9 protein-coding genes and 1 tRNA gene are annotated in these 13,480 nt (G+C 45.6%); 3 read left to right on the top strand and 7 right to left on the bottom strand.

Features of this window, described 5'->3' with window-relative positions; all coding sequences use genetic code 11:
* Window positions 1-180: 180 nt before the first annotated feature.
* From FFM77_RS02505 to FFM77_RS02475, 7 genes are all read right to left on the bottom strand, one after another.
* Window positions 181-1,149, bottom strand: a complete 969-nt coding sequence (locus FFM77_RS02505; protein WP_137634166.1) for a helix-turn-helix transcriptional regulator — start codon at window positions 1,147-1,149, stop codon at window positions 181-183.
* 169 nt (window positions 1,150-1,318) lie between these two features.
* Window positions 1,319-3,007: an arginine--tRNA ligase gene (argS, locus tag FFM77_RS02500; RefSeq protein WP_137634165.1), complete on the bottom strand. Its 1,689-nt coding sequence runs from the start codon at window positions 3,005-3,007 to the stop codon at window positions 1,319-1,321.
* A 401-nt stretch (window positions 3,008-3,408) separates the two neighbouring features.
* Window positions 3,409-4,494 carry a hypothetical protein gene (locus FFM77_RS02495; protein WP_137634164.1) on the bottom strand — a complete coding sequence of 362 codons (1,086 nt, stop codon included), beginning with the start codon at window positions 4,492-4,494 and terminating at the stop codon, window positions 3,409-3,411.
* An 82-nt stretch (window positions 4,495-4,576) separates the two neighbouring features.
* Complete coding sequence (locus tag FFM77_RS02490; RefSeq protein ID WP_137634163.1) at window positions 4,577-5,020, bottom strand: GNAT family N-acetyltransferase; 444 nt, start codon at window positions 5,018-5,020, stop codon at window positions 4,577-4,579.
* Between the two features lie 104 nt (window positions 5,021-5,124).
* Window positions 5,125-5,195: transfer RNA gene (locus FFM77_RS02485), tRNA-Gly, on the bottom strand.
* A 77-nt stretch (window positions 5,196-5,272) separates the two neighbouring features.
* Entirely contained in the window at window positions 5,273-5,518 is a 246-nt protein-coding gene (locus FFM77_RS02480; RefSeq protein ID WP_137634162.1) for a DUF2187 domain-containing protein, read from the bottom strand.
* Window positions 5,519-5,582: 64 nt separating this feature from the next.
* A complete protein-coding gene (locus FFM77_RS02475; protein ID WP_137634161.1) occupies window positions 5,583-6,971 on the bottom strand; it encodes an MATE family efflux transporter in 1,389 nt (462 codons plus the stop codon).
* Between the two features lie 532 nt (window positions 6,972-7,503).
* Between FFM77_RS02475 and FFM77_RS02470 the strand changes: the two genes are divergently transcribed.
* The 3 genes from FFM77_RS02470 (at window position 7,504) to FFM77_RS02460 (ending at window position 13,449) form a co-directional block, all read left to right on the top strand.
* Window positions 7,504-8,832, top strand: coding sequence for a peptidoglycan recognition protein family protein (locus FFM77_RS02470; protein ID WP_223876758.1), 1,329 nt, complete (start codon window positions 7,504-7,506; stop codon window positions 8,830-8,832).
* Between the two features lie 440 nt (window positions 8,833-9,272).
* Window positions 9,273-11,579, top strand: a complete 2,307-nt coding sequence (gene metE, locus FFM77_RS02465) for a 5-methyltetrahydropteroyltriglutamate--homocysteine S-methyltransferase (RefSeq protein WP_137634160.1) — start codon at window positions 9,273-9,275, stop codon at window positions 11,577-11,579.
* Window positions 11,580-11,592: 13 nt separating this feature from the next.
* The gene (locus tag FFM77_RS02460) at window positions 11,593-13,449 is read left to right on the top strand and encodes a bifunctional homocysteine S-methyltransferase/methylenetetrahydrofolate reductase (protein ID WP_137634159.1); all 1,857 of its coding nucleotides are present in this window, start codon (window positions 11,593-11,595) and stop codon (window positions 13,447-13,449) included.
* Window positions 13,450-13,480 lie beyond the last annotated feature (31 nt).

Genomic DNA, 13,480 nt, shown 5'->3' with positions numbered 1-13,480 from the left:
GGTTGGTTCCTAAAATGCTCAGCCGTGTCGTTGGCCTTAGTGCGAGTGGTCTACTCGGACTTAGGCCAAGGTCAGTTTTGAAGACCAGGCTTTAGGCTTCAAAATGACCCATGGCGTTCCAGCATTTTAGGAACCAACCGGCAGGCGGCAAGTTTAACTAGCACCAAGCGTATCACACCATTACTCTTGGTATTGCGCTAAAGTTCGCGTCAGCTCCTGTTTCACTTTAGCTACTAATGAAGCTGGCGCCAAAACTTTAATCGTGGTTCCTTGACTTAGAACCCATAACAAGGTGCCTTGTTCAAAACCATTTGCTTCAATCACAACCCCGCCACCATTGGCTGCCGCAACCTTTTTCGTTTCTGGGACCACATGTGAATGTGGCAATCGATCTAACGCCGTTTGTGGCAGTCCCCAGTAGCGAAACCGATAAGTTGTTTCATTACCACCATGCAATAAATACGTCTTATTCATAAAGTCACCTTCATCCGTCTTCTCAGCTAATTTCAGCTTTAATTTAACATCCTGCGTTGGCTGAATCGCTTTGAAACGGTCTAACCGATAGACCCGACGTGGATCTTGATTACTATACATAATGACGTAAAAATAGAAATCTGAAAAATACAAGCTAATCGGCAAACCGACTTCCGATTGAACATGACGCCTATCACTATGCTCATAAGTAAATGTTAAGGTAGTCTGCGATGCAATCCACTCTGAAAATTGCTGTAGACGTGGCAATAACGCTTTTTCACCCGCACTAACGGGCACATATTGGGCGCGGGTAGTCGCACATAACTTTCGCACTTGACTAGCCGCAGTTGGCTCAATCAAATCCAAAAGCTCATTGGAGATTTGGTCTAATTCAGGCTTGCCAAATGCCCGCGTTCCAATCAGTTGCTTGAGAATAGCCAGGACTGTCGCTGGTGTTAACTGGTTCATCGCTCGTAAAGCATACGTTTTCGTTTTCATATCATGCTGATAAACATATTTCAGCTCACTTTTCTGTAGTAAGTCCCGTAAACTCCCCAAATCACGCTGCGCCGTTCGCGTGGTCACTTGGTATTTCGCTGCTAAAGCCTCCGGAGTTAATTCATCACCATGCAATAGATCAATAAAAACATTAATAATTCGTTCTGTATTTGTCATTGGACAACCTCACTTAAAAACCATCATTAGTCGTGCTTCAACCACAAATTCATCCTACCATAACGGTGCGACGTCATATGTCGTTTACAGTGTGATAACTAAAAAAGTTCAAAAAAAAGCCGTTGCCAGCAAAAATTGCTGCAACAACGGCTCTTTTTCTAATCACGATCTACATTTCATCAGGGGCCTTAACACCTAATAGGCGCAAAGCTTCCTTCAAGACGATGCTGACGCTCTTAACTAAAGCTAAGCGGGCATGCAATTCATCATCTTCAACTAAAATCTTCGTATTGCCATAATACTTGTTAAAGGCTTTTGCTAAATGAATCGCGTACTTCGCCACGACAGATGGTTCGTATTCGTCACTCGCCCGCACCACGATGGTTGGAAATTCGCTCAACAACTTCAACGTATCCCAAGCAGCCGGATCACTTAACGCTTGACCGTCAGCCGCAATTGCTGGACTACCAGCTTTACGTAAGATACTTTCAGCCCGTGCATGCGCATATTGGACGTATGGCCCTGTTTCGCCTTCAAACCGCACAACTTCTTCCAAATTAAAATCAAAGTTGTTCATCCGTTCATTCTTCAAATCATGGAAGACAACCGCACCAATCCCAACGGCATCTGCCACGGCATCTTTGTCCGCCAAGTCTGGATTCTTTTCTTCAATTTGTTTGTGAGCTAAAGCTACCGCATCGTCTAAGACCTTATCCAATAAGATCACCCGACCACTCCGCGTTGACAACTTTTTACCACCTTGGGTAATCAAGCCAAATGGAATATGGTGAATCTGATCAGACCAGTCAAAGCCCATTTCTTTTAAAACAGCCTTTAATTGCTTGAAATGGTTCGTTTGTTCGTTCCCAACAACGTATAAAGATTGAACGAAATCATAAGTCCGCTTCCGATATAAAGCCGCTGCTAAGTCCCGCGTGATGTAAAGGGTAGCACCATCAGACTTCTTAATCAAAGCCGGATTCAAGTCGTATTTGCTTAAGTCAACCACTTCGGCGCCTTGGCTTTCATGCAGCAAGCCCTTGCTTTCCAAGATATCGACAATTTCATCCATCTTGTCATTGTAGAACGCTTCACCTTTGAAAGAATCAAAGTCGATGTCCAGACGTTCATAGATCTTCTTGAACGCCTTCAAAGATTCAGAACGGAACCATTTCCACAAAGCTAAGGCTTCTTCATCGCCATTTTCCAGCTTCTTGAACCAGTCCCGCGCCACATCGTCCATTTCAGGATGGTCGACGTCTTCTTTATGGAAACGCACGTAATATTTTAATAAGTTATTGATAGGATCAGCCTTAACTTCAGCTTCGCTCCCCCACATCTTATAAGCCGTAATCAGCTTACCGAATTGGGTTCCCCAGTCACCTAAATGGTTGATCTTAACTGGTTTGTAGTCAATCTTAGTTAAGATATTCGCCAAGGAGTTCCCAATCACTGTTGAGCGTAAATGCCCCATTGAGATGGGTTTGGCAATATTTGGTGACGACATGTCAATTGGCACTTGACCTTGTTCCCCAATCTTGGCATTCCCAAAATCAGCGCCATCAGTTAAGACTTGCCCTAAAATATCAGCTGAAAAAGCAGCTTTTTTAAAGAAAAAGTTCACGTATGGGCCCATCGCTACGACTTTTTCAAAATTACTTTGATCAATCTTTTCAACGATCTCGCCCGCAATCATTTGCGGCGCTTTATGCATGATTTTAGCTAACGTAAACGTTGGGAACGCTAAGTCCCCTTGTTTTGACGTTTTAGGTTGTTCAATCTTGGTCTTGATTTCGTCAGGCGTTAAGTCCGTTAAGGTTGGGACTAAGGCATCCGTTACTTGTTGTTTGTAATCCATTTTCTTTGGTCTCCTTCTTTGTTTTGAGCGGAAACGTGCTCAGGTGGACTGAAACTTCCGGTTGCTACGCCAGTCAGCCAATGCAAAAAACGCATTCACTGACTGGCTAGGCAATCCTCAATTCCAACCCGTCCACCGTCGCACTCTACAAAAAAAGCCCCTTACACATTAAACTAAACATGTAAGAGACGAGATTTTCCCGCGGTACCACTCTAATTGATATTGCATCCACTTATTATCGAATTGTCGTCTTCAAAAGCGCGCTTCGCTGCCTGACTTGATCCGGCTCCCATCACCCCGGACTCGCTATGCAAGTTTTGTCAGTTACTATTCTTTCTCAATAGACGTTGTGCATTTTTACCATGCGTAAGTATAACAGAATTTATGAGCTTTGACTAGCGCTAACTGGATGGGGCGTCAGTTTTCGGGATAAACGCCGCATATTGCGACCCGAATTCCGCTTGAAAGGCCGCCATTAACACCGGGTCCTGATCTAAAACTGTGGTCCCGGCTGGCAACCAATCGTCCACATCGACTACTTGCCCCGTTACTAAAGGCTGGTACTTGGCAATTGTCACCGGATCAGCCTTTAATTGCGCGAGAAATTGCGTCAGCTTAGCCGTATCTGCCTTGAAGTCCCGCGACTCCGCCAAGGCCGCATCTAACTCATCACGACCAGCTTGTCGATCAGCAGGATCAATGCCATAAAAAGAGATCTCCCATAACAGAGCAGCCATGCCGGACCAAAAGTCACCCGTAGTCGCAATCTGGACCGGCATCGCTAAGATCTCAGGATAGGACAGATATTCAATCCCACCAAAGACGTGCTCATCTCCAGTAGGTTTATAAATAATTGGATCCCACTCAACTTGGCCAGCCACTAGTCGCGCAGTTACCCGCAAACTGGATGTTGTCGGTGCACCGGTTGGCATTTGTTGCATCGTCGTCAATTGCTGCCTCAAAGCCGCCACATTATCCAACGACTCATCAGCCACGTCCGCAAGTGCTCGCGCCATCACTGTTAAATGTGGTGTTTGCAATGCCGCTGGTAACAGGTCAGACCAATCAAATTGCCGTGGCAATTGAGCAACCAATCGTAATTGATCAGCTGACTGTTCAACCACTTGATCAGCATTGGCTCGAAAATCAGTCGTCAACGGTGACCACCAAACTTGACACCGAGTCACTTGATGGACTGTGACCACCGTTAACCCAGTGATATCGTTAGTCGCCATTAAGCGTCGCTGTGTGCTTGCACTTAAACCGGTCGCCCTCAGCCGCAAGTCAAACCCAACTATTGCTAACTGATCAGTTGCATTCATCGCCGGGACAATGGTCAACCCAGTCACCGAACGACCCGCTATACTTAACTGATCACCATTGGCAAAAGTTAACTTAAGTCCCGTGACCAAGTCTAAGGCAATTTTCACCCCTGACTCAGCTAGTTGTGCCACTTGCTGCTGCGTCAATCCACGTTTGTTTATCATCATTGAACCCTCTTCTCCATGCCTGGTTAGTGCCAACTAAGTTAAGTGTAGCTTAGTCCAGCCGGGATTCAATTGATTAGGCTTACAGTTTTAAGACCATATCGCGATGCGGAATGCCATCTTCTAGATAAGCTGGTGAGACGGCGACAAACCCAAATGAACGATAAAAAGCATCTAAATAAACCTGTGCCTGTAAATTTATCGTCATAGTAGTTGGCCATAGTTTTTGAATCCGTGCAATCGCAGTTTGAACCAGTTCACGACCGGCACCTTGGCCACGCATCGCCGGATTTACAATCACGCGACCAATTCGGGCCGTCTGCACCGTTTCTGGAATCAACCGCGCATATGCCATTAGCTGACCGCCCGCATCGGTTCCCAATAAATGTTGTGCGGTTAAGTCAGTAGCATCAACTTCTTGGTAAGCACAAGCTTGTTCCACCACAAAGATTGCCACCCGCAAGTGGTATATCGCATAGAGTTGCCGTGGTGTTAACTCATCAAAAGCACGCACGTCATAATTCATTTCTTAGCCTCATTTCTTTAAATCATCAGCATGGCTCTTAAAAAACAACATAAAAAAACTAGCAACCTAAGATTCAGATTACTAGTTCGCCGATTTGTAAGTTAAGCGGGTGACGAGAATCGGACTCGCGACTCAAGCTTGGGAAGCTTGTATTTTACCACTAAACTACACCCGCAATTGACAACAGAAAATAGTATAGCATATATTTTCGATGTTGTCATATAAAATTTTTAATTTTTTTGTCAGTCAGCCTTAAGCTTCAGGTTCTGGCGTTGTTGCAACTTTAGGACCTGCCTTGATTAACTTGGCATCCCCTTTGCGAACAACGGCACGATGGTTATATTCATCAACAACTGGTTTATCGGATTTTGTAAATTCCTTAATTAAGATTAAAACCGAATTTTCATAAACCTTTTCAATTTCACCCTTAAAATCATGTTCAAGTGAAGCAAACTTTTTACCTTGGACGTAATCGCCAATTTTTAATTCTACCGCCATTTAGAAAACTCCTTCATTCAAATTGATAACAAATATTATCAAATCCTAGTCAGACTTGCAAGTCTTAAATTTCATTTTTAATCATTGGATTAGGACTTTTTTCAGTGGTCGCGATTTCGGCTTGCGCTCGTTGCCGTAATTCGCGAACAGCCCGGATATAGGCCGGCAATAACACGGCGACGGATCCCAGCCAAGCTAGGGGTTCTGATGAGCAAGCACCTGGATAACCTAATAAGCGCACCATGATCAACGCGGCAAAGACCCGCATGAATAGTTCCGCAGCCCCTGCTAATGTTGGAATCGCACTCCGGCCTAAGCCTTGCAACGTATTACGCATAATGAACAGCATCGACAATAAGAGATACGTGCTCCCAATCACATTAAAGTACGTTTGTGACAAGTTTAAAACGGCCATATCTTGATGACCAACAAATAAACCAACTAATTGTTTACCCCAAATAATTTCGATTAAGCCCGCAGCGACACTAAAGCCGCCAGACAACCACATCGTTTGTTTGACCCCTTTGATAATCCGATCATACTGATGCGCACCAAAGTTTTGGGCGGCAAAAGTTGCCATCGTTACTCCAAAAGACATTAACGGTTGAGTAGCCAATTGGTCAATCTTTTGCGCCGCCGTGGTCGCGGCCACTGAATCGGTTCCGAGGCTATTCAACGCTGACTGTAGCACAATCGTCCCAATCGCAATGATCGACATTTGAAAGGCCATCGGTAAGCCGACCCGCAAATGACCGGTAACTTCTGGCCGCCGGAATCTAAAGTGACGCCGACCAATATGCAGCACGGGAACTTTAACCACAATATAAATGACACACATCAATGAGGCGATCAACTGCGCTAAAATGGTCGCCCAGCCAGCGCCCGCGATCCCCCAATGAAACCCAAGGATAAAGAGCAGTTCCAAACCAATGTTAATTAACGAACTGATAATCAAAAACCATAACGGTGTCCGACTATCGCCCAGCGCGCGAATAATGTTCGATAACAAGTTAAAAGCGATCGGCGCTAACATCCCGCCCAGCATAATTTGCAAGAACGTGCGGGCATCGTCAATAATGTCACTTGGCGTTTGCATTAACACTAAAATATGATCTACAAAGATTAATGACAAAATCGTCAATATAATGCCAACAACCAAACTGACGGCGATACTAATCGCAAAACTACGGCGAACAGCCTTGAAATCCTTGGCACCGTAATGTTGCGCCGTCAAAATGGCTAAGCCGGCGGTCAATCCTTGGGCAAACCCAATAATTAGAAACTGGACACTCCCAGTTGATCCGACGGCAGCCAAAGCTTTAACCCCTAACGTTTGGCCGACAATCAACGTATCCGATAAACTGTAAAACTGCTGAAAAATATTACCGATCAATAATGGAATCGTAAACCAAAAAATCAGCTTTAACGGGTTTCCTTTTGTTAAATCGTTCATTTTCGCACTCCTTTCGTTAAATGACTTAGTCCCTGTTATCATGCGGATTTGGGGACCGTACCTCAAGCAAACTTTGGTAGTATACCAGCTTTAGTTCGTTAATACTAGTTATTAATCCGCAATTATAAATTAAATTATTGTTACAGTGGTTTAGCCCAGTTTGTATTAAATTGCCACTCTGATTGGGTCCGTATTGGCTGGAACGTGGTGGCCGATTCTAGTCCAACCAGAGTGGCAACCTCGGTCCAGGCCAACAGTTAGATTGTTCAATTCGTCGAACCCTACTGTCATGAAATTGTTAAGTGTTTGAAATATAACGCCAAAAGTTCGGTTTTAACCAACTATTTCCGACAAAACTGAATATTTAAAGCCGGATTTCGAACAATTATTAAGTTTGACCTGATATTTATCCGCAACTCCGAAAACAATGCCAGATAAACCTGGCACCAGGTGGTACCTTTTTGCAGAAAAACTCGTTATAATCAATAGGAATAGTATGGCGTGGGTCGACAAAAAAGGAGACATTTATATTATGAAGACTTGGAAAGCCACCTTGTTTTTGGGGATGGCGGCAACCACCATGGGATTGGTTGCCTTTAATACCAATGGAAGTAGCGCACAAGCTGCGGATTCCGTCGTGAACAATTACATTAACAGCAGTAACTTGCAACATGCACTAATTACTAGCAGTATCTGGAACGGATTCCCGAAGAACGCTTACCGTAACGGGGTCGGCAAACCAGAGGGCGTGGTCGTTCATGAAACGGCTAACCCGAATTCCACCATCTATAACGAAATTGCTTATATGAAGAACAACTATCAAAATGCGTTCGTTCATTCTTTCGTGGATGCCAGCAAGATCATTAATATTGCCAATACCAACTATCTAGCTTGGGGGTCTGGTTATTACGGCAATCAACGCTTTGTTCAATTTGAACAAGTGGAAGTTCACTCGAAAGCGGCCTTCGCTAGCGAGATCAATAATGCCGCCTACTATACAGCAGCGATTTTGAAGCAATACAATTTGAAACCCAACGATGCCGCTTATGATGGTAAAGGAACGGTCTGGTCACATGAGGCCGTCTCGAAATATCTTGGCGGGACAGATCATGCTGATCCCAAAGCTTATTATGCTAGTGCCGGACGAACTTACTTCGGTCAAGCTTATACATTTGCGATGTTCTATCAACTTGTCAAGCAACGTTATAACGAACTCATGCCAAGTACCGAAACACCAGCCGTTGATAGCAGTAGCAGCAGTTCTAGCAGTGTTGTCAGCAGTAGTAGTTCAGCAGCAACGACAACACCAGATACAGATTCTTCAACCGCGACCACGACGGTTAAACCAGCCGTGACCTATCATGGTGGTAACGGTAATGACTGGGCCACGTTAAGTAGCACATATCGGAAATACCGGGCTTACAATCATGTTAAGGGCAGTCAATATACGGCGAAAAATCTCGGTTGGAATTACGGATCTTACGTTGGCCGTAAAGTTTACCTAGATAATCGTGGCGTCAAAAAGTCTGGTAGCACTTGGTATCGGATTCGCTACAGCAAATCTAAGAGTGCCAAACGTTACTGGGTTTACAGCAAAGCGTTGCAATTCGCTAAGGTCAGCTATACGACTGATTTAGACCAAACCAACACGGTCAAATCAACGAGTAAAGCGCCATTACGTAACCACGTCTTAAGCTCTAGTTATTTGTCAAAAAATACCGGCTCCGTCACTGACTTAGCTGGTCAAAATGTGACCGTTAATGCTAAAGCGGTGAAAGTCCAAGCTGGCAAGACAACCGTTTGGTATCGCATTAAGGATAATAATAAAACTTATTGGGTTTATCAATCAGCTTTACAATAACCCCCAAAAGCAGGTCAACCACCACGTTGACTTGCTTTTTTGTTTATTAATAAATTAATATTTTATAACAAAAGTGGCATTTGCATTAAAATAATCTTTGACTTTATCATTTTGTGGTGGTACTTTTTAAACATTCACAAAAACGAAAACGTCTCGATGAGGAAAGTAAGTTGTTAGCTCCTGTTCAGTGAGTCTGGAACAATGAAAACCAGACCAGCGCACGGCAACCGAAAATGGCCTCTAAACGGCACCACTGAGCTTTTGCCAGGTGATGACAGTCAGCTCCTGTTACCCAGCTACCGTATGACATGTACGGGTTAAGATCAATATCGCGAGGTATTGGTAAATTAAGGTGGTACCGCGAACGGCAACTTCGTCCTTTTACTAGGATTGAGGTTGCCGTTTTTTGTTTCAGTAAAAACAATTGAGGAGTGGTTAAGATGACAATTATCAGTAGTAATTTAGGATATCCCCGTTTAGGTGAACATCGCGAATGGAAACATTTATTGGAACATTACTGGCGCCACCAGCTCAGTGCAACTGACTTTCATGCCGCAGCTAAACAATTACGGTTAGCGAACTTAAAGAAGCAGCAAGCATTAGGCCTCGACTTAATTCCCGTCGCTGATAATTCTGATTATGACCATGTCTTAGATACTTTGGCAGCATTTGGCGCTATTCCATCGCGTTTTGGCGAATTTGATCAGCCGTTAGACTTAGACGACTACTATGCCATTGCTCGGGGAACTGACCAAGCAATCGCCGCTGAAATGACCAAATGGTTCAACATCAACTATCACTACATCGTGCCTGAATTCGATGATGTCCACTTCCACTTACTCGATAACCGCTGGCTACGCTATTACCAAGAGGCCAAACAAGAACTCGGTATCGATGGCAAGCCGGTCATTTTAGGTCCCGTTTCTTTCTTAAAACTCGGTAAGCGCCACGGCCACTATTTAGATGCGGCAGCGGTCGCCGAACTCTTACCGCAATTGCTGCCACTCTACCAACAAGTCTTCACCGAACTAGCAGCGGCTGGCGTTAAATGGGTACAACTAGACGAACCTACGCTGGTCAAAACCACTGACCCCGCTGAGATCGATTCCTATCGCCAAGCGCTAACGTACCTACATGCAGCAGTGCCAACCTTGAATATTGAACTGCAAACTTACTTCGACAGCTTGGACTTATATGACCAAGTGATTCAACTACCCGTGCAAGCAATCGGGTTAGACTTGGTCCATGACCATGGTGAAAACTTAGCTCATCTTCAAACGACTGGCTTCCCCGCTGATAAGATCCTAGCGGCCGGTATCATTGACGGTCACAATGTCTGGGCCAGTGATTTAACTGACAAATTCACTTTAATTCAGCAATTACGCACCATCGTCACGGCTGACCAATTATGGTTACAACCGGCTAACTCGCTATTACATGTCCCAATCACCACCAAAAATGAACCGCAAGCTGATCCTATTTTATTAGGTGGACTCGCCTTTGCTGATCAAAAGTTACAAGAATTAGCCACCTTAACTACAGCCGCTAATCAAGGCGTGGCGGCCGTTCAGGCTGAATTCGATAAAAATCAAGCTAATCTGGCCGCCTTAAACGCCTCGAGCCATCGGAATAATCCAACCGTCCGGCAAGCCGAAGCCCACTTAGCTGATCAGGTCTTTGAACGCCAAGCGCCATTCGCGACTCGGATCAAATTACAGCATGACCGCCTACACTTACCTTTATTACCTACGACCACGATTGGTAGCTTTCCACAAAGCCACACCGTCCGGGCCAAACGAGCCGCTTGGCGTCATGGTGATTTATCTGATACCGACTATCAGGATTTCTTAAAAGCCGAAACCAAGCGCTGGATCGACATCCAAAACGAAATTGGCTTAGATGTCTTAGTTCATGGTGAATTCGAACGCACGGACATGGTTGAATATTTCGGTCAAAAGTTAACTGGTTTTTACGCCACGCAAAATGGTTGGGTCCAATCCTATGGCTCACGAGGCGTACGACCACCCGTGATTTTCGGCGATGTCGCTTATACACAACCGATTACCGTGGCCGCCTCCGTTTATGCGCAAAGTCTGACTAACAAGCCCGTCAAAGGGATGTTAACAGCGCCACTGACGATTATCAACTGGAGTTTTGTTCGTGACGATATTCCGACTGCACAAGTTCAAAATCAGATTGCCCTCGCCTTACGTCAAGAAGTCCAAAATTTAGAAAAAGCAGGCATTAAAATCATCCAAGTCGATGAACCCGCTTTACGTGAAGGCCTTCCCTTGAAACAACGACATTGGCAAGCTTATCTCGATGAAGCCGTCTATTCCTTTAAGATCACGACCACTGGGGTAGCCAATGACACGCAAATTCATACCCATATGTGCTACTCAAACTTTGCTGATATTATCGATACCATCAAAGCTTTAGATGCCGACGTGATTTCAATTGAGACCTCTCGCAGCCATGGCGACATTATTAACGCCTTTGAAACAACGGGTTATGACCAAGAAATCGGCCTTGGCGTTTACGACATCCATAGTCCCCGGGTCCCCAGTGTTGACGAGATCAAGACTAATATTCAACGGGCTTTACGGGCAATTGACGTCCACCAATTCTGGATTAATCCGGACTGTGGCTTAAAGACCCGGCAAAAGCCAGAAACCATTGCGGCCTTGACAAACATGGTGGCTGCTCGTGATGCAATCCAGGCCCAATTAAGCGATCCAACTAAGTAAGGAGGTCTTGCCAATGGATTTACGTCAAGCCTTACAACGGCGCGTCTTAGTCGCCGATGGTGCAATGGGCACCTTACTTTATGGTAATTATGGAATTGCCTCGGCGTTTGAAGCACTCAACTTAACCCATCCGGATACAATCCAACGGGTCCATCAGGCTTACATTAGTGCCGGTGCTGATCTTATTCAGACCAATACTTACGCCGCCAATCGGTTAAAGCTCGCCCGCTACGACTTACAAGATCAAGTCACGGCGATTAACCAAGCGGCGGTCGACTTGGCCGTTAAAGCACGACAAACGGCAGATCACCCGGTTTATTTACTGGGAACGATTGGTGGGCTCGCCGGTGATACTGAACAAAGTGTGCAACAAGCAACATCTACTGAGATTGAAGCAAGTCTGACCGAACAATTAACCGCCCTGCTCGCTACGACTCAATTAGACGGGATTCTGTTGGAAACTTACTATGAGTTACCTGAATTATTAGCCGCTCTAAAAATCGTTAAAGCGCACACCCAGTTGCCCGTCATCACGAATGTCTCGATGTTAGCCCCCGGTGTCTTGCGTGATGGGACGACCTTCGCCGATGCCATTATTCAGTTAGCCGCAGCAGGCGCGGATGTGATCGGCGCCAACTGCCGCTTAGGCCCGTATTATCTAGCTCAATCCTTTGAACACTTAGCAATTCCAGCTAACGTTAACTTAGCCGTCTATCCGAACTCTGGCTTGCCAGGAACTGATAGCGACGGTCGGGTCGTCTATGATGGCGATCCGAGTTATTTTCAAGATTACGCGGAACGCTTTCGGCAACTAGGCCTTAATATTATCGGCGGGTGTTGTGGGACGACCCCGTTGCATACGGCCGCCCTGGTGCGCGGGCTAACCAGTCGAACACTGGTAGCGCATACCGTGCAACCCCAGCCCCGGCAGACACCAACTTTAACGCCAACGTTAGGCCAACACCTTTTCTTGCAAAAAGTGGCCACCCAAAAAACGGCGTTAGTCGAATTAGATCCGCCGAAAGACTTTGAAACGCAAAAATTTTTCAAAGGCGCCCAACGTTTAAAAGCAGCCGGCGTCGATGGGATTACGCTGTCCGATAACTCGCTAGCCAGTGTCCGCATCGCTAACACAACGATTGCCGCCCAACTAAAGCTCACTTACGGAATTACGCCGATCGTGCATCTGACCACCCGTGACCACAACCTGATTGGCCTACAATCCGAAATCATGGGCTTACACAGTCTCGGCATTGAAGATATTCTGGCCGTCACCGGTGATCCGGCTAAGCTCGGTGACTTTCCTGGCGCAACTTCCGTAGGGGATGTGCGCTCAGTGGAACTGATTAAGTTAATCAAACAATTCAACAGTGGCATCGGTCCCACTGGAAAATCATTAAAACAAGCCACTGACTTTCGGGTCGCCGCGGCCTTTAATCCGAATGCTTACCGGACAACGGTTTCGACCAAATCAATCGCTCGCAAGCTCAGTTACGGCTGTGACTACCTAATTACACAACCAGTCTTCGACATTCAAAATGTGGTAGCGCTCGCGGAGGCACTCAAAGCTAGCGACTTACAGGTGCCGGTCTTCATTGGCGTGATGCCCCTCGTTTCTCGGCGTAACGCTGAATTCCTACATCATGAAGTCCATGGCATTCGGTTGCCAGAAGCCGTTTTAGACCGGATGGCGCAAGCTGAACAGGATGGTAATGAACGCGCCGTAGGAATCCAAATTGCCAAAGAATTGATTGATGGCATTTGCGAGTACTTTAACGGTGTCCATCTTGTCACCCCATTCAATCGCTTCAAAACCGTGATTGAATTAGCCGAATATGTCCAACAGAAAAATTTAACCCCAACTGTATAAAAATAACGTCGCCAAACGAGACTTTCATGCT

The organism is Lactiplantibacillus songbeiensis, from assembly GCF_005405125.1.
Lineage (GTDB): Bacteria > Bacillota > Bacilli > Lactobacillales > Lactobacillaceae > Lactiplantibacillus > Lactiplantibacillus songbeiensis.
Note: the sequence above shows the minus strand (reverse complement) of the source record. Positions and strands in the feature narration are given on the sequence as shown.

Excerpts from the sequence above, each read along its gene's own strand:
- FFM77_RS02490 (WP_137634163.1), bottom strand. The coding sequence starts at position 5,020 with ATGAATTATGACGTGCGTGCTTTTGATGAGTTAACACCACGGCAACTC.
- FFM77_RS02495 (WP_137634164.1), bottom strand. The coding sequence starts at position 4,494 with ATGATAAACAAACGTGGATTGACGCAGCAGCAAGTGGCACAACTAGCT.
- metE (WP_137634160.1), top strand. The coding sequence starts at position 9,273 with ATGACAATTATCAGTAGTAATTTAGGATATCCCCGTTTAGGTGAACAT.
- FFM77_RS02460 (WP_137634159.1), top strand. The coding sequence starts at position 11,593 with ATGGATTTACGTCAAGCCTTACAACGGCGCGTCTTAGTCGCCGATGGT.
- argS (WP_137634165.1), bottom strand. The coding sequence starts at position 3,007 with ATGGATTACAAACAACAAGTAACGGATGCCTTAGTCCCAACCTTAACG.
- FFM77_RS02470 (WP_223876758.1), top strand. The coding sequence starts at position 7,504 with ATGAAGACTTGGAAAGCCACCTTGTTTTTGGGGATGGCGGCAACCACC.
- FFM77_RS02480 (WP_137634162.1), bottom strand. The coding sequence starts at position 5,518 with ATGGCGGTAGAATTAAAAATTGGCGATTACGTCCAAGGTAAAAAGTTT.
- FFM77_RS02475 (WP_137634161.1), bottom strand. The coding sequence starts at position 6,971 with ATGAACGATTTAACAAAAGGAAACCCGTTAAAGCTGATTTTTTGGTTT.
- FFM77_RS02505 (WP_137634166.1), bottom strand. The coding sequence starts at position 1,149 with ATGACAAATACAGAACGAATTATTAATGTTTTTATTGATCTATTGCAT.